19 protein-coding genes, 1 tRNA gene and 1 pseudogene are annotated in these 20,304 nt (G+C 44.7%); 13 read left to right on the forward strand and 8 right to left on the reverse strand.

Features of this window, described 5'->3' with window-relative positions; translation table 11 throughout:
• Nucleotides 1-85: 85 nt before the first annotated feature.
• From NST40_RS06435 to NST40_RS06450, 4 genes are all read right to left on the reverse strand, one after another.
• The gene (locus NST40_RS06435; protein ID WP_172628785.1) at nucleotides 86-232 is read right to left on the reverse strand and encodes a hypothetical protein; all 147 of its coding nucleotides are present in this window, start codon (nucleotides 230-232) and stop codon (nucleotides 86-88) included.
• Nucleotides 233-335: 103 nt separating this feature from the next.
• Nucleotides 336-515, reverse strand: coding sequence for a FeoB-associated Cys-rich membrane protein (locus NST40_RS06440; RefSeq protein WP_038569228.1), 180 nt, complete (start codon nucleotides 513-515; stop codon nucleotides 336-338).
• Nucleotides 516-559: 44 nt separating this feature from the next.
• Nucleotides 560-2,572, reverse strand: coding sequence for a ferrous iron transport protein B (gene feoB, locus NST40_RS06445; RefSeq protein ID WP_076276672.1), 2,013 nt, complete (start codon nucleotides 2,570-2,572; stop codon nucleotides 560-562).
• Nucleotides 2,569-2,811, reverse strand: coding sequence for a FeoA family protein (locus NST40_RS06450; protein WP_036680093.1), 243 nt, complete (start codon nucleotides 2,809-2,811; stop codon nucleotides 2,569-2,571). The genes feoB and NST40_RS06450 overlap by 4 nt, the downstream gene beginning before the upstream one ends.
• A 238-nt stretch (nucleotides 2,812-3,049) precedes the next feature.
• Here NST40_RS06450 and NST40_RS06455 point away from each other — a divergent pair, with 238 nt between their 5' ends.
• The 4 genes and pseudogenes from NST40_RS06455 to NST40_RS06470 form a co-directional block, all read left to right on the forward strand.
• Nucleotides 3,050-4,009: an aldolase catalytic domain-containing protein gene (locus NST40_RS06455; RefSeq protein WP_339189972.1), complete on the forward strand. Its 960-nt coding sequence runs from the start codon at nucleotides 3,050-3,052 to the stop codon at nucleotides 4,007-4,009.
• 244 nt (nucleotides 4,010-4,253) lie between these two features.
• Nucleotides 4,254-6,380 (forward strand): EAL domain-containing protein, encoded by a 2,127-nt coding sequence (locus NST40_RS06460; RefSeq protein WP_076276671.1) that lies wholly within the window; start codon nucleotides 4,254-4,256, stop codon nucleotides 6,378-6,380.
• Between the two features lie 64 nt (nucleotides 6,381-6,444).
• Nucleotides 6,445-6,518 (forward strand) — tRNA-Gly (locus NST40_RS06465).
• 147 nt (nucleotides 6,519-6,665) lie between these two features.
• Nucleotides 6,666-6,929, forward strand: a pseudogene (locus NST40_RS06470) (cation diffusion facilitator family transporter); the annotation flags it as partial.
• A 316-nt stretch (nucleotides 6,930-7,245) separates the two neighbouring features.
• On the opposite strand, the gene NST40_RS06475 reads toward NST40_RS06470, so the two are convergent.
• Both NST40_RS06475 and NST40_RS06480 read right to left on the reverse strand, forming a co-directional pair.
• On the reverse strand, nucleotides 7,246-8,601 hold the full coding sequence (locus tag NST40_RS06475) for a dipeptidase (RefSeq protein WP_076136221.1): 1,356 nt from the start codon (nucleotides 8,599-8,601) through the stop codon (nucleotides 7,246-7,248).
• A 158-nt stretch (nucleotides 8,602-8,759) separates the two neighbouring features.
• On the reverse strand, nucleotides 8,760-9,443 hold the full coding sequence (locus NST40_RS06480) for an SDR family NAD(P)-dependent oxidoreductase (RefSeq protein ID WP_076276670.1): 684 nt from the start codon (nucleotides 9,441-9,443) through the stop codon (nucleotides 8,760-8,762).
• Nucleotides 9,444-9,558: 115 nt separating this feature from the next.
• Here NST40_RS06480 and NST40_RS06485 point away from each other — a divergent pair, with 115 nt between their 5' ends.
• The 4 genes from NST40_RS06485 to NST40_RS06500 all read left to right on the forward strand — a co-directional run bounded on the left by NST40_RS06485 (nucleotide 9,559) and on the right by NST40_RS06500 (nucleotide 11,956).
• The gene (locus NST40_RS06485; RefSeq protein ID WP_244886429.1) at nucleotides 9,559-9,954 is read left to right on the forward strand and encodes a helix-turn-helix domain-containing protein; all 396 of its coding nucleotides are present in this window, start codon (nucleotides 9,559-9,561) and stop codon (nucleotides 9,952-9,954) included.
• A gap of 42 nt (nucleotides 9,955-9,996) precedes the next feature.
• Nucleotides 9,997-10,950, forward strand: a complete 954-nt coding sequence (locus NST40_RS06490) for an RNA methyltransferase (RefSeq protein WP_076276669.1) — start codon at nucleotides 9,997-9,999, stop codon at nucleotides 10,948-10,950.
• A gap of 33 nt (nucleotides 10,951-10,983) precedes the next feature.
• Nucleotides 10,984-11,601, forward strand: coding sequence for an NUDIX hydrolase (locus NST40_RS06495; protein ID WP_076125462.1), 618 nt, complete (start codon nucleotides 10,984-10,986; stop codon nucleotides 11,599-11,601).
• A 202-nt stretch (nucleotides 11,602-11,803) separates the two neighbouring features.
• A complete protein-coding gene (locus tag NST40_RS06500) occupies nucleotides 11,804-11,956 on the forward strand; it encodes a hypothetical protein (protein ID WP_155288093.1) in 153 nt (50 codons plus the stop codon).
• 101 nt (nucleotides 11,957-12,057) lie between these two features.
• Here the strand turns inward: NST40_RS06500 and NST40_RS06505 are convergent, their stop codons facing one another.
• Nucleotides 12,058-12,525: an ASCH domain-containing protein gene (locus tag NST40_RS06505; RefSeq protein WP_076276668.1), complete on the reverse strand. Its 468-nt coding sequence runs from the start codon at nucleotides 12,523-12,525 to the stop codon at nucleotides 12,058-12,060.
• Between the two features lie 24 nt (nucleotides 12,526-12,549).
• A complete protein-coding gene (locus NST40_RS06510; RefSeq protein ID WP_076125458.1) occupies nucleotides 12,550-14,511 on the reverse strand; it encodes an ABC-F family ATP-binding cassette domain-containing protein in 1,962 nt (653 codons plus the stop codon).
• A gap of 465 nt (nucleotides 14,512-14,976) precedes the next feature.
• Between NST40_RS06510 and NST40_RS06515 the strand changes: the two genes are divergently transcribed.
• The 5 genes from NST40_RS06515 (at nucleotide 14,977) to NST40_RS06535 (ending at nucleotide 20,188) form a co-directional block, all read left to right on the forward strand.
• The gene (locus tag NST40_RS06515; protein WP_036680049.1) at nucleotides 14,977-15,354 is read left to right on the forward strand and encodes a PH domain-containing protein; all 378 of its coding nucleotides are present in this window, start codon (nucleotides 14,977-14,979) and stop codon (nucleotides 15,352-15,354) included.
• 517 nt (nucleotides 15,355-15,871) lie between these two features.
• The gene (gene ggt / locus NST40_RS06520) at nucleotides 15,872-17,449 is read left to right on the forward strand and encodes a gamma-glutamyltransferase (protein ID WP_076276667.1); all 1,578 of its coding nucleotides are present in this window, start codon (nucleotides 15,872-15,874) and stop codon (nucleotides 17,447-17,449) included.
• A gap of 124 nt (nucleotides 17,450-17,573) precedes the next feature.
• Complete coding sequence (locus NST40_RS06525; protein ID WP_256718981.1) at nucleotides 17,574-18,992, forward strand: amidase family protein; 1,419 nt, start codon at nucleotides 17,574-17,576, stop codon at nucleotides 18,990-18,992.
• A gap of 613 nt (nucleotides 18,993-19,605) precedes the next feature.
• The gene (locus NST40_RS06530; RefSeq protein ID WP_179087005.1) at nucleotides 19,606-19,758 is read left to right on the forward strand and encodes a hypothetical protein; all 153 of its coding nucleotides are present in this window, start codon (nucleotides 19,606-19,608) and stop codon (nucleotides 19,756-19,758) included.
• A gap of 94 nt (nucleotides 19,759-19,852) precedes the next feature.
• A complete protein-coding gene (locus NST40_RS06535; RefSeq protein ID WP_143761899.1) occupies nucleotides 19,853-20,188 on the forward strand; it encodes a hypothetical protein in 336 nt (111 codons plus the stop codon).
• Nucleotides 20,189-20,304: the final 116 nt, after the last annotated feature.

Below are 20,304 nucleotides of genomic sequence, written 5' to 3' on the forward strand. Positions count from 1 at the left end.
TATTATTTCACCTGTCTACTATATGGGGAGCATATCAGACTCTGGTTTAGGGAACACCCCTTTATTGAAATCCAAGAGCAGAAGCTTAAACAGTACCACTGGATTTTTTGGCCTTCGATTGGGAAGTGTAGGATTGAATGCCGTTCATAATTTTATCGCGAGTTCCCTTATTCTTCAGTAAATATACTGCTCCCAATGCGACTGTTGTAAATAATGTCTTTTTGGTATTCATAGGAATTACCTCCTTGGTATTGTCTTTAGTTGCTTATAACAAACATACCCGTTAGTTAAGGAGGCTAAACGATAAATCTCTATTTATTGCTCGTTTTACAAGCTTACTTCTTGTTGTTAACCGGTGTTGAACAACAAGAAAGAGGGGAATCCATCGATGCTGCCGAGCAGCTTTTTCCTTTATCACAGCCTGCACAAGCGCCCTGCTTCCCCTTTTGCACATGTCGATAGATGGTCCAGCCAGAATAACCGAAAATTAAGGCGACAATCACAACATTTATCATAATGGTACCCCACTTTCATCATGAGAATCTTATTATTTACAAGTCTACGACCATCCTAATAACCGTCCGCCTTGAAAAATAATTAAAGATACGATATACGCCAGAACGAGAGAATAGCCCATGGAGAAGAAGGTCCATTTCCAAGATGCTGTTTCTTTTTTGATTACCCCTACAGTAGCCAAACAAGGAATATATAGCAGGATAAAGGCCATAAAGCTGATCGAACTCAATGGTGTGAAGACTTGAGAAATTTGATTTTCTAAACCAGCAGCATCTGGTGCGTGATAGATGATATTCATGGTAGAGACTACTACCTCTTTTGCCAAAAATCCCGGAACCAATGTAGAGCCAGCCTGCCATGTTCCGAAACCAAGCGGTGCCAGTAGCGGTGCGATCATACCTCCAAACTTAGCCAGGAAGCTGTGATCCATGTCCACATCAAACCCGCCAGGACCGGCATAAGACATAAACCAAATAATTGCTGAGCCTGCAAGAATAATAGTTCCAGCTTTTCGCAGGAAACCTTTGCCCTTTTCCCAAGTGCTGCGCGATAAGGTCTTGATCTGCGGCATACGATAAGGTGGAAGCTCGATCATGAAAACTGAGGATTCATTTTTGAATAAATATTTAGAGAATACCTTACAAAGAATCAGTGCAAACACAATACCCATCACATACATGGACAGAACTGCTACGGCCTCTTGCGCCGGAAAAAACACAGCTGCGAATAAAGCGTAAACAGGCAGTCTCGCAGAACAGGACATCAGCGGCATTAGCAAGGTGGTCAGCATTCGGTCTTTGGGCTGTTCGATGCTGCGCGCCGCCATTATGGCAGGTACATTGCAGCCAAAGCCAATGATGAATGGAATAAATGCTTTTCCGTTTAGTCCCATACGTTCCATCGTGCTGTCCATTAATAAGCAAACCCGAGCCATGTATCCTGAATCCTCCAAGAAGGAAATGATCAGGAAGAGAATGAAGATTTGCGGGACAAAGACGAGGACGCCCCCTACACCGCTAATTAATCCATCGACGATCAGGGCATGGGTGAAGCTGGATGCTCCAAGCGTCTGTAGCAGGGAATTGGCTCCATCACTAATCGGTCCGGAGATCAGGCCATCGAGGAGATCTGATAGAGGTCCGCCGACCCAGTCAAATGTGGTCTTAAAGAGAGCATACATAAAGAAGATAAATAAGGGCAGTCCTAGAAAACGATGCGTCAATATGGAATCTAATTTTTCTGTTAAGTTATGAGGCTTCTGCGTTGTTGTATCAAGTACAACCTCACAAATGGAGTGGATATAATCCATCCGCTGTGAGCGAATCCATTGGGGGAGCGTCAGGGCCAGCTTTTTGATCTGTAGCTCACTCTGACAGGATTCACAGATGTTTAGCAGGCGGGTGGTGTCCATACGTGTCTTTAGAAAATGAAGAATAACCGGATTCTGCTCCATAAGCTGTAGAGCAATCCAGCGATGATTTGGTAAGTTCTTGATAGGAAGTAATTCCTTTTCTATAGAAGATATCGCATGCTCTACAATCTCACCATAGTTCAACTTGAACTTTACAGCGGGAATCGCAGAGGATTTCTCTAAAATACTGAGGACTTGTGCGCAGCCTTTTCCCGTTCTTGCAACAAGCGGGAGGACAGTTATACCCAGTCGTGATTGTAAGACTTCATGATTGATGCGAATTCCACGTGCATTGGCGACGTCAATCATATTCAGTCCGAGTAAGGTAGGTTTGCCATACTCAAGTAATTGAAGCGTGAGCAGCAGATTTCGTTCCAGCTGTGAAGCATCCACGATATTAATTAAGGCTTCAGGAGATTCTTCTATTAAATACTGGGCAGCAACTCCCTCATCACGTGAGAGTGGGTGCAAGGAATAGATGCCCGGCAAATCAATGAGCTTGCCAGCGCCGTTCTTCAGGCTGCCGATCTTCTTTTCTACCGTTACCCCTGACCAGTTACCAATATATTCGTATGAGGAGGTCAATGTATTGAAGAGAGAGGTTTTACCTGTATTGGGGTTACCTACAAGTGCTATTGAACTCAAGACACGTTCACCTCAATCAATGAAGCTTCCTTCCGGCGGATGGCGAACAGTTGTCCATTGCATTCCAAGGTAATAGGTCCTAAAAAAGGTCCTTTTCCTTTCAGGCGAATGCTCACACCCTCGGACACTCCAAGATCAGCCAGACGACGACGCAGGATGGGGTTGATTCCTTCTATTTTATGAATATATCCGGTCGAACCCGGTTGTAGTCGCAGTAATGAGCAAGAGGTAGAAGCCATTTTTATCCCTCCAAAAGAGACTGATAATCAATCTCAATGATTTTCTTGTAATGTAGCATTTTTAGGGCTTATTTACTGTGATCATTGTCGCTGACACGATGTGGTAATAGCATTAAAGAGAAGAAGATGAAATTCCTTTACATTTTATTCTTCATTAAAGTATGATTATACGATATAAATTGCATAGTAAAGCTATATTCGCGGTTATAATGATTGCAATAGTTGAAGGGAGATAATTATGAAGACTAATCAATGTAAGATTGTTGACTGCACCATCCGAGATGGGGGCCTAGTGAACAACTGGGATTTTAGTGTGGAATTTGTACAAAACTTATATGCCGGCTTGAATGAAGCTGGTGTTGATTATATGGAAATCGGTTATAAAAATTCACCAAAATTGCTCAAAGGAGCAGAGGGTGCCGGACCATGGCGTTTTCTGGACGATGATTTCCTGCGTAAAGTGATTCCGCAAAAAGGTCACACCAAGCTATCTGCTTTGGTTGATATCGGCCGCGTGGATGAGAATGATATTTTGCCTCGCAGCGAAAGTATGCTGGATTTGATTCGTGTGGCATGCTACAGCAAAGATGTAGAGAAAGCCCTGCAATTGGTACAAACTTTCCATGATCTAGGCTATGAGACAACGATCAACATTATGGCTTTGTCTAATGTTATGGAGAATGAATTGTTGGAAGCTTTTGAAATGATCCGTGAGAGCGTTGTTGATGTGGTATATATTGTAGATTCATACGGCAGCTTGGATCACAATGACATGAATTATCTGGTTGAGAAGTTCAAGACACATCTGCCAAACAAACGTCTAGGCGTACATACTCACAATAATCTTCAGTTGGCGTTCTCCAACACGTTGATTGCTGCTGAGAATGGTGTAGAGTTACTGGATGCTTCTTGTTATGGAATGGGACGAGCTGCAGGAAATTGCCCTACAGAGCTGTTAGTAACTCATTTGAAGAAAACACGTTACTCCTTGCGCCCTGTGCTTGATATTATTGAACGCCTGATGATTCCTTTGCGTGAGAAAGAGGAGTGGGGCTATATCATTCCTTATATGATCACAGGTACACTTGATGAGCATCCACGTTCAGCAATGGCACTTCGTGCATCTGCAGACAAGGATAAATCCGTTGATTTTTTTGATAAGCTTACAACACCAGAAGTAACCTTTGGTGACAAATAAACTTGAGTTTCTTAGAAGCACTGAACCCTTTCGTAGGGGGAAGTGCTTTTTTGGTTGCCTGCTAGCAGAAAATGGTTTATATTTATGCAAGATTTATGAATATATAACTTATAAACGCGCCTTCCTTTTGAATGCCCATAAAAGAAATGTAACTTAAAAGTCCTATCCCGCCGATATTTATACATAGGACATAACTATACTTGAATGTTAATTAATAGATATTATTTTCAGACGCGAGGGACTTATGAGACAAGAAGAGAAAAAGACAATTCAAGCAGCTGCTGTAGGCGCCTTGCTGTTCCTTTTAATTCAAATTTTCCATACATCGCTTAACCGATTGGACGATTGGGATATTATTTCTTCTCTCTATCTCATTGTCGGCTGCTGTAATGTTGCTTTTGGATTTGCAATATTTGCACAGGGCTGGTTATTCTTCTCTAGCAGATTATCTAAAGGAAGATTATATGCCGCTGCTCTTTTTGGTGGAATATGTATTATTGATTTCTTGCATACACTGGGTTTTGTCGGCGTCCCGTTGATTTCATCATTCATAACTTTTGAAGAATCGTTGTGGCTGCGAACCCTCTCACGACTAATCAGCGGTTTAGGAATGTTGTTTATTTTTAGCAGGGAAGATAAGCCCGTGTCTGTCTCTGAAAAAAGAAAATTGTTTAGAATAGCCTTCATGTTGATTGTGCTTTCCATTGTTTTGTTTATTTTCAGCCACTCGGCATTGCCTCAGTTATTAACTAAGCCTTGGATGAATCCATTGAAGCAGATTGCTGATTTAGCAGTTCTTTTTGTTTACTTGGCAGGTGTTGCAGTTATTGTATTTCCTGAAAAAAGTGAAAAGTCAGCCTCACTGCTTATTATTATTCGAGCACTTATCTTTTTCTCTTTGGGCCAAGCCTTTTTTATGAGTCCATTCAGTAGTGGCAATATAGATGATCTTTTCGGAATGGTGTGTAGCGGAGTTGCTTACTACTTGCTGCTTACCGGAGTATATCGTCTGACGATTGAAGAACCTTTTTACGAAAAGCAGTTGGCTGAGGAGCGGATCAATTATTTAGCCTATCATGATGATTTAACGGGACTTCCCAATAGACGTCGTCTGACGCAGCGTGTAGAAGAGATGATTATTGCTGGAGAGAAGAAAACGAGCGATAAATTCTCAGCGTTAGCTATTATGAATATTAATCATTTCAAGAATATAAATGACTCCCTGGGCCATTTTGCCGGAGACCATTTATTGAAGCTGGTGTCTGAGCGGCTTGTGAATGAGGCCAAATCTACTGAAGAGCTTTATAGTATGGGGGCGGATGAGTTCGCTTTTCTTATGATGGAGAGAGCAAGTCTTGGAGATTGTTTGGTACGAGCTACGGAGCTGCATCGATTGTTTGAGGTACCTATTGCCTTAGAGTCGGGGGAGTACCATATTTCGCTTAGTATGGGGTTAAGTATTTATCCCGGTGACGGTGAAACTGCGGAACATCTGATTCAGAATGCTGATACGGCTGTACATAATGCCAAGGAACAGGGAGTGGAGATTCGCCGGTATATCCCAGCTATGCAGATGAAAGCAAAGGAACGTCTAAAGCTGGAAAATGACCTCCGCAGAGCGCTTGAACGCAATGAATTCTTTCTGGTGTATCAGCCAAAGGTTTTGCTGGAGACGGAAGAGATCGTAGGAATGGAAGCTCTGCTCCGCTGGAATCATCCGAAACGTGGTCTGGTCTCTCCTGCGGAATTTATCCCGTTAGCTGAGGAGAGTGGACTCATTGTTCCGATTGGGGAATGGGTACTCAAAACAGCTTGTCTGCAGAATAAAAAATGGCAGCTGGCCGGCTATGTGCCGATTTGCGTCTCCATCAACCTATCTATGCGGCAATTCCTTCAGCCTAATCTAGCAGGGAGGATTCATACCATCTTAACCGACATTGGATTAGATCCGTGTTATGTCGACCTTGAGATTACTGAGAGTATGACCTTGGATAAAGAAACAGCCTTTGATCAGCTGAAACGTCTGAAAGAGCTTGGTGTCTTCATCAGTATTGATGATTTTGGTACAGGCTACAGCTCCCTGCATTATCTAAAGAACATGCCGATCGACAGATTGAAAATCGACAGGTCGTTCGTATCAGAGGTTATGGAGGACAGCAACAATGCTGCTATAGTCTCTACAATCACTTCTATGGCGCATCATTTGAAGCTGAAGGTTACGGCTGAGGGTGTTGAGAACAAGGAGCAGCTGCAGTTTTTGCGTGAGCAGCATTGTCATGAAGCTCAAGGATTTCTGTTCAGCAAACCTATTCAACCAGCAGAGTTTGAGGCGATATTTTTAAAAAAGGCACCCCTCGGCGCTTCCCTGTAAACTAAAAAAATGTTGATTTTTACTTGTAGGGATGATACAATATCTCTTGTATTCAATTTCTAGTGCGGGTGTAGTTCAATGGTAGAACTTCAGCCTTCCAAGCTGATAGCGTGGGTTCGATTCCCATCACCCGCTCCATAAATTCAAACTTCCAAATCCTTGCGATGCAAGGGTTTTTTATATCCCATCAGCCTATTAATGGTTGGTGGGATTTTTTTGTTTATACTATTTGCCTAATGGAAAAACTTTAATATAGCGTACTTTTAAGAAAAGGTTGTGAAACTTTTGAATGGTGCAAAGATTGCGTTCCTATCTGTACTTAGCAATACATTTATCGTTTCTTTAAAGCTTATGGTCGGAGTACTTACAGGTTCAGTAGCAATTATCTCGGAAGCGATCCACTCCTCCTTAGATTTAGTTGCTTCGTTGATTGCTTTTTTCTCGGTCCGATGGTCGAGTCGCTCTGCGAATAAAGCTCATCCTTATGGTCATGGCAAAGTGGAGAATATCTCAGGGACGATTGAAACGTTGCTTATTTTTGTTGCTGGAGATATTACATGAAGGATAATAATTGTGATTAAGCACAGAGTTTCTCTGCTATTTCAATATTTTGTATTAAGTGATATGGTGATTATATCTCTTTTATATTCATTCTATATGGGGGACGGATAATGATCGCTTATTTAAGACCTTTAATAATAAGTAGCTCAGTTAAAAGCCTGGTTTTTCTTTTATTAATAATGGTGATAGCAATGGTATGGTGGTTTTATAAATGGACTAAGCAATGATGCTCTTTTGTTTGGCCGCATACTAAAAAGCCAGGCTCCCAATTTAGGGACCCTGGCTTTAATTGTTTGTAGCTATCTTATACAGTCTTTAGGAACTCAACAATGGTGAGTAATCCCTTGTCGAAGTTCTCCAGGTTGAAATGCTCATCCGGTGCATGCAGGTTCTCATCATCGAGACCAAAGCCCATCAGAACGACAGGTGCTTCCAGTACACGGGAGAAGCTCTCCATGATCGGAATGGAGCCGCCGTCTTTGGTGAAGAGGGCACGGGTTCCATATACTTTGCCATATGCGTCTGCTGCAGTTTGCAGAATAGGATTCGACGGATCGATGTTAAAGGCACGTGCCTTCTCCATTTGCTTAACATGCACTTTCGCTCCGGTCTGAATATTAGCCTTCAGATGTGCTTCAACGGCATCGAGGATATGCTGTGGATCCTGATCGCCAACTAAGCGGCAGGTAATCTTCGCATGGGCTTCTTTAGGGATAACCGTCTTACTGCCTTCCCCTTGGAAACCGCCGTATACGCCGTTAAGCTCTAGCGTAGGACGAGCGCCAATCCGTTCTACAAAGGAATAACCTTCTTCGCCGTATAACGATTCCAATCCAAGACCTTCGCGGATTTTATCTTCATTCACACCTTGCTTCACGAATTCTTCCCGCAGCATTGGGGAAAGTTCAGGAACGCCCTCATAGAATCCGTCTACAGATACACGTCCTTTGTCGTCATGAAGTGAGCTTAGCAAAGATACTAGGGCATGCAGTGCATTCGGAACGCCACCGCCGTAAGAACCGGAGTGCAGGTCTGTCAAAGCGGTAGTTACATCAACTTCAAGGGAAGCTAGTCCACGTAGCCCAGTGCAGATGGCAGGACGACCGCGTTCCAATAGGGATGTATCGGAGACTAACACCGCATCCGCAGCGAGCTTTTCTTTATTGGCTTCAAGGAACGGAGGCAGATTCACACTGCCGATTTCTTCTTCACCTTCGATGCAAAGCTTGAGATTCACAGGAAGAGTACCTTCTTGTTTTAGAATCGCCTCAATGGCTTTGAGGTGAACGAATACTTGTCCTTTGTCATCTGTTGCTCCGCGTGCATAAAGCTTGCCATCACGAATCTCTGGTTCAAATGGAGGTGTGGTCCATAGGTTTAATGGGTCTACTGGTTGTACATCGTAGTGACCATACACGAGAATGGTTGGTTTGCCTGGAGCATGAAGATAATCGGCATATATAACGGGATGTCCCGCTGTCGGATGCAACTCAATGTTCTCAAGTCCGGCTTTTTTCAGGGTGTCTGTCAGCCAATGGGCTGCCTTCAGTACATCGTCCTTATGTTCAGATAAGGCAGAAATACTTGGAATTCTGAGCCATTGTTTTAGTTCTTCGAGATGTTCATCCCGGTGGGTTGAAAAATAAGTTTCGTATGACATAGTGAGTATGTACCTCCTTAAGTTTTGCTGCGCAAAACCGGCTTTGTAAGCGCCTGGGCATAAGCTTATTGGCCATGCGTGACCGTCTTGTTTAGCATTCTATAGGAACCATTATACTGGAGAACTCACTATGGATCAAAAGCGATGGGGCAAACCTCTCACCAGATGATTGTAGCCGGTCTCACACCTTGGGGAAAAGTATCCTCAGCTTTGCTTTTGTCCATATACATCTCATACCAAACATCAGCGATGAGTCCTGGATCTGTAGCGGTGCCGGGTTTAATGAATACACCAAGTGCTAAATGACCTACATAGATTTCTTGTGGAGCCAAATCTGCATGCAGGTTAAGTGCGTAGTTTCTTAATCCGCTAAGCGCAATGCCAACATTACCCATCATCTGCATGGGATAGATGGAGGACAATCCGGTTGTGAACAGCAGTGCGCCGCTGCGTTTCTCCAGCATCTCAGGCAATACCTGTGCTACGCTGCGGATAGCGGCTACAACCAGTGCCTGAAAGGCATCCTGTGCATTTTCTTCGGTTACTTGTGAAGCAGGAGTAGGAGGGTAATTTCCACTTGTCGGGCTGAATTCGAGCACATCGATAAAGCCGTATTTTTTCTTGATATTATCGAAGGCTGTGGCTACTTGTTCTTTATTGTATACGTCGGCAGGAAAAGCAGCAGCCTCGATATTTAGTGCTTGCAGTTCCTGAACAAGGGTGTTCAGCTTCTCTTTATTTCGAGAGATTAATGCCACTTGAAATCCGTTGGCTCCGAATTTTTTGGCGATTGAGAGTCCTAGGCCGGGTCCAGCACCCATGATGGCAATGGTCTTTTTCATGATTTATTAGTTCCTTTCCGGTTGTTGATTACTAACAGTAACCATGATAAGCTGAATAGGCTTGAGGGACAAGAAGGCACTATTACATGCTTAAGTTACATGGAGGTAACCACAGTTGGAACATTCAAAGGAAGAACCCACCCGGTTCATGCCGATGCTGGAGGATTGCTCCATTACCCGCCAGATTCTGGACAGGGTCGGAGACAAATGGAGTGTACTGATCATAGTCAATTTAGGTGCTGAAGCTTTGCGGTTCAAAGAGTTGCAAAGGCGCTCTGGAGGGATATCACAACGGATGCTGACCCAGACCCTGCGCCATTTGGAACGGGATGGATTAGTTTGGCGTAAGGCGACGCCTACAGTCCCACTGACTGTGGAATACGGTCTGACGAGCATAGGAGAATCATTGTTGGGACCTTTAACCTCGCTTGTGGACTGGGTCAACAAAAACAATGGGAAGATCGCCAAAGCGCGTATAGATTATGACCACCAGCACGACACACAGGAGTAACAAGACAGCAGAACAATTCACTGGGATAGAGGATGGATTATATTGCATACGGAAAGTGGAACCAACACATTTATTTATACTTACACCTGTTCAGAGGACGAGTTATCGCTGTGTCAGATGGAGCTGCGATGTCTTTTTGGCGAGCAGGTGCCGGCTGCTCTTTTTAAGAGTGAGGTTGAAGTGGATGTCAGCCGCAGTCCCTTCATTAAAGAGCGGATAGATGTAATGTATGAAGGGGATAGTCTGCCTGAGATTTATGATCAAACGGAGCAGGTGGAGCTTGGCGGCAAGACGTTTAAGGTTATTTTTGTGAAGACCAACGATCTGGGCCCTGCAGACAAAATAGAGTATGATGAGCGCAGAGTGATCGAGCGGGAAATTGGGTTGCGGATTGAAGGAGAAGCGGATGTTAACCATCCGGAGCTGGTATACGGCATTGTTACGCTGGGTGGACGCTGGTACTTCGGATCTTATCATAAAAACAAGGCAACTTGGTTCCGCCAAATGAAGAAGCCACGCAGCTATTCTATCGCGCTTAGTACACGTGTTGCCCGTGCCGCGGTTAATATGGCTATTCCGAATCCTGAAGGTATACGTGCTATAGATCCTTGCTGTGGTATTGGAACTGTAATGGTAGAAGCCTTGTCAATGGGAATCGACATGGTTGGACGTGATATTAACCCTATGATTGCTACCGGTGCGAGAACAAATATTGCCCATTTTGGATTCACCAGTGAGGTAACGCTTGGGGATATTGCGGATATCACTGATCATTACGATGTAGCCATTGTAGATATGCCATATAATCTATATTCTAGTATTACACCTGAGGAGCAGTTCGCGATTCTAGTGAATGCGCGCCGGATTGCAGATCGGGTGGTTATCGTTGCGATTGAACCGATGGACGAGATGATCACTGAAGCTGGATTTACAATCATAGACCGTTGTGAAGCTAAAAAAGGAGCCTTCTCGCGTCATTTAATGCTTTGCCAGTAATCCTAATCAAGGTACCGAAAAAGGGGTGCAGCAATGGAGCAGAAATGGTTAACGTGGGCCAAAGAAATTCAGGCCATCGCACAGACTGGATTAACTTATGCTAAGGATGTTTATGATATAGAACGGTATCAAGCTTTGCGGGAGCTCAGTGTAGATATCCTCGCTAATTATACCTTCGAAAGCAAGGAGAGAATTAGACTCTCCTTTGCGGGTGAAGGGGGTTATGCTACTCCAAAAGTTGATGTCCGTGGTGTTGTATTCCGGGAGGATGAAATTCTACTTGTTCGCGAGAAGTTGGACGGGAATTGGGCGCTTCCTGGTGGCTGGGGAGACATTGGACTGTCCCCGAGTGAGGTTGTTGTGAAAGAAATCAAAGAGGAATCGGGTTTTGAGGCAGAAGCAGTTCGCTTACTGGCTGTATTAGATAAGAAATTTCATAACCATCCACCGGAGCCTTATCACGTGTATAAGTTCTTTATTTTATGCCGCATTGTGGGCGGAGAGGCAATGGAAGGGGTAGAGACAAGCGAAGTTTCTTTTTTTGCAGAAGATAAGCTGCCTGAGCTCTCAGCAGAGCGGAATACAGAGGCACAGATTCGGACGATGTTTGAATATTTACGAAATCCGGAAAAAGTAGTAATATTGGACTAAGAATCTGCATATACTGTATGACTTCCGCAAATTTAAGTTTTTAATTATTCAAAATTTGGTTAATATCTAATATGTAAGCACTTACAACGGTTTGGCCGCTGAGCCTTTATATCTACCAAAATTCAAAATTTTAATTTTTTGGGTCGAGCGGTCTACATTTTTTCCTCTACTGTGACGATAAGATATTTTAGGAGGGGATCGCATGGAACAAGAAGAATTGAGCATTCCATTGAAACAGGAAAATGTGGTGCGTCCTGCAGAAGGCAATATTGCCACTGGGCTGGTTTGGGGTATCTTAATCAGCATTCCGTTATGGATCTCTGTTATTGGCTGGATTTTGGGATTTTGGCACTAAACCATAAATTAATGAGGATCTAATTCTGTTGAATTTATAGTATACACAAAAGGCTGTCCCTTCCTTGTGGAAGAGACAGCCTTTTGCGTTTTTTGAAGATCTTAGCCTTTTGTATATACCACTTTAAAATTCTCACAAACAACTTTCATCTTTGGATCAAAGGGTTTGTTTGAGAATTTTAAGGATTCTCGGGTGAAGAACTGCTCATGATCATGACGCCATGACTTAAGCGTCCGGTCACCCTCTCCTTCAGTATAGGCAAACTCAGCGCTAACCTCATCAAAAGGTATAATTTGTACCTCTGTAGTAATAATTATTGCCTGCGGATCACCAGAACCATCCAGCACGATACTGTGCCCGCCAACTTGCGGAAACGTCTCGTCACAAGTTTCAAATATATCATAATTTGAAGCAGTTCCTGTCTTGATCCCACGAATCACCAGATCGAGCAGTTTATCGGCCATCTGGGGACTGTCACCAAAGGCCCAGGCGTCATATTTATCCGCTTTTTGTGGATGAAGCTGGGTATATTCTTTCCATAACAACTTAATTTTCTCTTTGTTGCTCATATGCTCATCTCCTTATAGATCAATTTATAGATCAGTTGTCTCCATCCATCCTGTATAGAGCTCATCCAACTGTTCCTGTATCGCATCACGTTCTTGTTGCAATTCAGCAAGTTCAACTGCATCGCTGCTGATCAGGGGCTCTAACATCTTGGCATCGATCACGCCAAGGCGTTTCTCTACCTCTGCAATGGCCGTTTCCCAGTCGAAGGTGGTGTTTTTCCTACGGGAACTGGAGGATTTAGCGTTGGTTTCTTTCCCTGAATTGTTAGATTGAGGCTTATCAGAGCCTGAACTTGTTCGTTCTGCAGAGAAAGGTTTAGCTTGATCCGCAAAAGAGGGAGCTAATAATGCTTTTTCAGCTTGTTTTTCCTTGTAATATTCATAGTTTCCGTTGAACACTCCAAACCGCCCGTCTTCAATGGACCATAGTTTGTGAAATAGACGATTGATGAAATAACGGTCATGAGATACCGCCAGAACTGTGCCTGGAAACTCCTCTAATGCTTCTTCGAGTGCTTCACGAGAATCTATGTCCAGATGATTGGTCGGCTCATCGAGAATCAGCAGGTTTGGCTTGCGATGCATTAGTACAGCGAAACGCAGGCGGGTCCATTCACCACCGGACAGATTCGTAATGTCTTTGAATACATCGGGACCATAGAATAGGAAACGTGCAAGCTGCCCGCGAGCTTCACCTTCTTCAAGTCCAGCTTCTTCGCGGAAGTAGCGGAGTACAGACTGTTTGTTATTTTCCGGAACAGCCTCTTGTGCGAGGTAGCCGACCACAGTTCTTGAACCGAGTGTACAGCTTCCGCTGTCCGGGGTTTCCTGCCCTAAAATAATTCTTAAAAGTGTACTTTTACCTGCCCCGTTACCGCCGATGAGTGCCGTAGTCTCTCCGTAGCGAAGCACTTCGTTTGCCTCTGTGAAAAGGCTTCGCTGACCATATGCTTTTCCGATATCCTCCAAAATGACAACCTGATTACCGGAACGGTCATTTTGCTGTAGCTGCAAATCCATTGATTTGCGCTCCAGAATGGGACGTTTAACCTTCACCATACGATCCAGTGCTTTTTGCATGGATGCTGCTCTCCGGTAAAAGGAAGGGTTAGGAGGAGTCCCGCGATTGCCAAATTCAATGAGACGTTTGATGCTTTCCTGCATTTGTTTTATTTTTTTCTGCTGCTCTTGATAATCAGCAAATTGTTGAAGAAGTCGTGTTTCCTTCTCCACTTGATAGCCGCTGTAGTTGGTGTGGAAGGTAAAAGCCTCGCCATCTTCAATCTCGATGACTTTCTTGACTACAGCGTCCAGAAAGTAGCGGTCATGGGAGATCGCCAGCACTGTTCCATCATAACTCTGTAAAAATTGCTCCAACCATTCGATGGCATTCATATCGAGATGATTGGTTGGTTCATCCAGTAGAAGGATGTCTGGACGGCGCAGCAGCAGCTCCGCAAGTCCGACTTTTGTTTTTTCTCCTCCTGAAAGAGAGGCGAACAGTCGGCTGTATTGTCCGGTTCCGATCCCGAGACCCGAGGCTACGCGCTGAATAGAGGATTCGATCTCGTAACCTCCGGCGGCCTCGAACTTATCCTGCAAGCTGCCATATTCTTTTAACAGCCGATTCCAGAGGGTTTCATCCGTTCCGCTGTTAAAGCTGGACATTTCCAGCTCAAGCTCCCGCAGGCGGTGCTGCCATTGCAAAGGTTCAGCAAAGCTGCGCTGTAGAACATCATATACGGTTTCTTTTTCGCTAACTTCTTGTATTTGAGCCAGCAGGCCTACTACGCTACCTTTGCGTATTGAGATTTGCCCTTCATCGGGACGTTCTTCCCCGTTCAGCAGGTGGAATAGTGTCGTTTTGCCACAACCGTTGCGGCCGATCAGGCCAATTTTTTCCCCTTGGCGGATATCGAAGGTAATGCTATTCAGCACGAGTTGTGCCCCGTGGTATTTTTGAACATTTTGGCATTGGATGATCATATATATTCTCCTTTAAGAATGCCCTTCGCACCGCCAGTACCCTAAATGGCTCCGAAATCCTGTAAAAAACCATAAAAAAGACCGTAGGGAAATTTCCCCACGGCCTTATCATTCTCCGGTTAACTGATCCGTCCGGGTGATGGCAGGAAAGGCATTTCACAATTGTGTAGTGTTATTAAATTCATACAAATGGACAGACTTCTCCCGTTATCGCCATTTACATGAGCAATGCCAGCTATCGCTTTAGGTAGCCGACTCATAACACTGTTGGTCCAATTGTGATCCATTCCTTCCACACCCCTCTCTTAGTAAATTTAATGACAGTGTAATCAAAAATCAAAAAATAAGCAAGTAAAAAGATGTCAGAGAGTATTTTTACACAGCATAGAATATGAAAAATAGAATAATATGGTTCTGTAGTGGGGGGCAAGTGGCTAAATTTAACGGATGAAAAGAGGAAGAGATATGGCACTTTTTGACGGATTAATGGGCAATGCATCGCAAGTGAATCTTACGGAGGTCCAGCGGGAATACGCACAAATTCTTGCCCCTCAGGAGAAAATTGAACGCGCCTATAAGCTGATTAGAGATATGTTCATTTTTACGGACAAGCGGCTTATTTTGGTGGATAAACAAGGTCTGACGGGCAAAAAAACAGAATATCATTCGATCCCTTACAAAAGCATCTCGCATTATTCCGTGGAGACGGCAGGGCATTTTGATCTGGATGCGGAGCTATGTATCTACATTTCCAGCAGCACGCTTCCGGTGAAGAAGACCTTCAATAAATCCGTAAATATTTACGAGGTGCAGGCCGTGTTATCGCAATATATTTTAAAATAAATTGTTTATTCGGTGTTCCAAAGCACAAGCCCCCCCTAAGTAAAAGTGGCTAAGATTACTAAGGTTAGATGCAGTTAGATATATCTGAGATAGGCAGCCACAAGACAAAACCGAGATAGGCAGCTATATAGCGGCAAAAGGTGACTAGACATATTCGAGATAGGTAGCTATATGGCGGCAAAAGGTGACGGAAGTACGCCATGGGTGTATGCGGCTCCCTGTAATTAAAATGATTTTATAATATTCGTAGGCGTGAATCTACAAGGTTAAACAAAGAGGACCTCTTATTTGTGCATAGCTCACAAAAAGAAGAGGTTTATTTTGCGTTTCAGCGTAACCGATTGACAAAGGATTTTCGTGTAATGTTAAATGACACTAATTAAACCAGAAGTTATAGGGGGCTCGCAGAGGAACCTGCCGCAGAATATAGGAGATTGAATATGATGGAGAAACCCGCCGCAAAAAATAAGGAGTTGGGACATGGCGAAGAAACCCGTAAAACATAGGGGGATGGGACATGGCGGAGAAACCCGTAATAGGCACAAAAACTATGGTAGTTAGCCCCCACTATTTAGCTTCTGCTGCTGGTGCACGTATGTTGGAAAAAGGGGGGAATGCCTTTGATGCAGCGGTGGCGATCAGTGCGACATTAGCTGTAGTATATCCGCATATGACGGGGCTAGGCGGAGATTCCTTTTGGTTGACCTATAACACGCAAGAGGCGCGTGTTCGGGCCTATAACGGAAGCGGGCGCTCCGGGTACGGAGTCCGCAGAAGCAGCTATGCCGGGGAAGCTTTCATCCCGCGGCGGGGGATTCGCAGCGCCATTACGGTGCCGGGGATGGCAGACAGTTGGGATGCCATACTGAGTAAGTATGGCCGCTTTACGCTGGCGGAAGTACTGGAGCCTGCCGTTGGTTACGCTTTGGAGGGGTTTCCGCTGTCTCCGGATCAGCGGAATAACACGGCTGTTGCGGGCTCTGCGCTGTCGCCGGAGGCGGCAGCGATTTACACGCCAGGCGGCGTGATTCCTTGTGCTGGATCGCGATTCCAGCAAAAACAGCTGGCGGCCACCCTGCGGACATTGGCGGCGGGTGGGCGGGATGCTTTTTATAAGGGGGAGATTGCGGAGGACATCTGTGACTTTATGCTGGCATCTGGCGGGTATCTGACTCGGGATGACTTTGCGGATCATCAGGGCGAGTGGGGCGAGCCGCTTCATACGGATTATCACGGGCATACAGTGTACCAAGTGCCGCCTAACTCTCAAGGTTTCACAGGACTAATGAGTCTTAATATGTTGGAGTATTTCAATTTTGAAGCAATCGAGCATGGATCGTATGAATATTATCACCTGCTTGTTGAAGCGTTGAAGTTAAGCTTCCGCGATCGGGATAGGGTGCTTACGGATCCGGATTTTAGTGCTATACCTTTGGAGCAGCTGCTGGAAAAACGTTATGCAGGACAATTAGCGTCTGCGATTTCGATGCAAAAAGCTACACAACTGACAAGTCAGCCTATCGGCAGTGATACAGCTTATGCTGCAGTTGTGGATGAAGACGGGAATGCGGTCTCTTTTATTCAGAGTCTGTATTTTGAATTTGGTTCGGGCGTGGTCGCTGGGGATACTGGGATTCTGCTGCAGAATCGAGGTTCGTTTTTTTCGCTGGACCCCGGGCACATCAATACGCTTGAGCCGCATAAGCGCAGCTTCCACACACTGATGCCAGCGATGGCCTGCCGTGAGGGAAAACCTGCAATTCTGTATGGGACGCAAGGTGGCGAAGGTCAACCACAGACTCAAACTCTGCTGCTCACAAGGATGCTGCATTATGGCATGAATCCACAAAAAGCTGTGAATGAGCCGCGTTTTGTGTGGGGGAGAACGTGGGGAGAGCCTACGCAAGAACTGAAGGTGGAGAGCAGGATAGCTGATGAGGTGCTGGCAGATTTGGCCGCAGCCGGTCATACTGTCCGGAAAGTAGATGACTATGATGGGGTTATGGGTCATGCTCACGTGATTTCGATAGATGACAATGGATACCGCAGTGGGGGAACGGACCCGCGCTGCGATGGTGCGGCGATTGGGTGGTAGGTATAGGAATGATGGAGCGGCCGGAAGGACTCTGAAGGAATCGTAGGAGAAAAGGTGACGGATACGAAAAGCTACTAGAGGGATTGTAATAGTAATGGTGAGGGGAGGAGGAGTAATTATGGTTTTGGATAATCGGTATGGTGCGTTTATAGATCCTGAGCTTACGGTTGAGAGTTTAGGTAGCGGGATATTGGATGGACTGACCTTTGCAGTAAAAGATGTATTCGCTGTAGCTGGACACAGCTCTTCTGCAGGTAATCCTGATTGGCTGCATAGCCACCATCCGTCCACGGAGCATGCGGTGGCTGTACATCGTTTACTGTTGTCGGGTGCTACACTTCGTGGTGCTGCCCATACGGATGAGCTGATGTATAGTCTGGGCGGCGAGAACCATCATTTTGGAACGCCGATTAATCCGCGTGCTGTAGGTCGTATCCCGGGCGGATCTTCAAGTGGTTCGGCAGTAGCGGTAGCTTCTGGTAGTGTTGATTTTGCGCTCGGTACGGACACCGGTGGCTCAATTCGAGTACCTTCCTCCTATTGCGGAGTATATGGCTTTCGACCAACGCATGGAGCTGTAGATTTTCAAGGTGTTATTCCATTATCTCCGGCTTTTGATACCGTTGGCTGGATGTCAGATCGTTTGGATGTGCTCCAGCAGGTAGGGGAAGTGTTACTTGTGGCTGGGAGTACATCTGTGAAGATGGCAAAGAAAATTGAAAGTAGTATAGAGGAAATTGTAGAGAAGAGCATGGAGAAGAAGGTAATTAAAAATTTAGAGAACAACCTAGAGGGAGACATGGTGAAGACTGATGAAAATAATTTAGAAATGAGCCAGAAGGAAAGTGTAGAAATGATTTTGGAGAAGCGTATTGAGAAGAGTACGGAGGAAATTTTAGAGATCGGCCCGGAGAACAAGGTAAAAAAGAATATGGAAGACAAAAACACAATGGGTACTTTATTTGTTGCTACTGACTGCTGGGCTTTGGTTAATCTGGAGAATGCAGCTATTTTATCGGAGGGATTAAGGTGTTTGCGATCCGGGGCAGATCATCTCATGGAGATAGAGATTGCTTTGGAGGGTTTAAAGGTCTGGATGGATGTTTTTAGAGAATTGCAGGGGAATGAAATTTGGGAAACTCATGGCGCTTGGATTGAGAACGAGAAACCAGACTTTGGACCTGATATTGCAGCGCGATTCTCGTGGGCTGCTAGTTTGGCGGAAGAGGATCATAGTGTTGCGAAATGTAAGCAAAAAGAGATTTCTAATCAGATGCGCTTGCTGCTAGGTGAGGACAATTGTCTTGTGATTCCGACAGTTCCGGGACCAGCGCCGCTGCGTGGAGGGGATTTGCGCCAATTGGAGGAGAATCGTAGCGGTGCGATGATGTTGAGTTGCATAGCAGGGTTGGCGGGTTTGCCTCAGGTAACAATACCTATGCTCTCCACAAGTGGATTGCCACTGGGATTATCCGTTATTGCCGGACATGGTCAGGATCTCCGGTTACTCTCTTGGGTGAATGAAGTGTGGCAGCAGTCCTGAGATGCTGGGTGCAGTGATCTTGAAAAAGTGATACTAAACAGATCGTAGCTACTGAACAACATAGCTTGATGATACTTTTCTAGTTACTGTTAACCGGTATTCCTCCATTACCCTCTTGGAATACACTCTTGGAATACACTCTAGGAGTACACTCTTGGAATACACTCTAGGAGTACACTCTTGGAATACACTCTTGGAATACACTCTTGGAATACACTCTAGGATTACATTCTAGCGATACACTCTAACGTCACACTCACTTATTCGTTCACAAATTAACGGAATACACATGTGATTTCCTCCTGCTCTTAGTTTTATTGACACCGGGGAGCCTTGTGGAGTTGCTTTTAATACTAAGATAGTTGGAGTTAGCTCAATAGTGGGGCAGTAGAGTGAAAAAGTTAAATTCAGCGCTCGATTATGTGGTGTAAGACCAGTGGAATTAAGTGAATACGTCGCTGGAGAGAAAAGAACGGTATAAATCCCGTAGAATCTAGGAAAGTGGCTTAAGTAACTAAAAAAGAACGGTATAAATCCCGTAGAATCTAGGAAAGTGGCTTAAGTAACTAAAAAGAACGGTATAAATCCCGTAGAATCTAGGAAAGTGGCTTAAGTGACTAAAAAGAACGGTATAAATCCCGTAGAAGTCGGGGAAGTGGCACAAGTAACTAAAAAGAACGGTATAAATCCCGTAGAAGTCGGGGAAGTGGCACAAGTAACTAAAAAGAACGGGATAAATCCCGTAGAATCTAGGAAAGTGGCTTAAGTAACTAAAAAGAACGGGATAAATCCCGTAGAATCTAGGTGAGTGGCTTAAGTAACTAAAAAGAACGGTATAAATCCCGTAGAATCTAGGATGAGTGGCTCAAGTAGCTAAAAAGAACGGTATAAATCCCGCAGAAGTCGGGGAAGTGGCACAAGTAACTAAAAAGAACGGGATAAATCCCTTAGAATGTGGCGAAGACGCCTATGTAGCCAAAAAAAGGGCAAAAGTGCCCTCCACCTCTACTGGCTGTAATGGATCTATAAGAGATAATACCTCTACCACAGTTGCTGCAGTGGGTGTATTATCTCTGCTCGTATGGATCTCCTCCACCGATCAATTCCCCGTCTTGCAGCGCTGGTGTGCCTGCGACTTCGATCCGATGGCCAATTCGAATGGTCCGAGAATACCCTCCTATCAACTCCCATGTTGAACCCGTAAAAAATTGATTTTTACTCGAAAGCCCTCTTCCAACTCCACCAACTCCACCAACTCCACCTACTATTTTCCAATCCCTTTATACAGTTCGCATGAACGATATGAGCTAAA

The organism is Paenibacillus sp. FSL R10-2778, from assembly GCF_038593035.1.
Lineage (GTDB): Bacteria > Bacillota > Bacilli > Paenibacillales > Paenibacillaceae > Paenibacillus_AQ > Paenibacillus_AQ odorifer.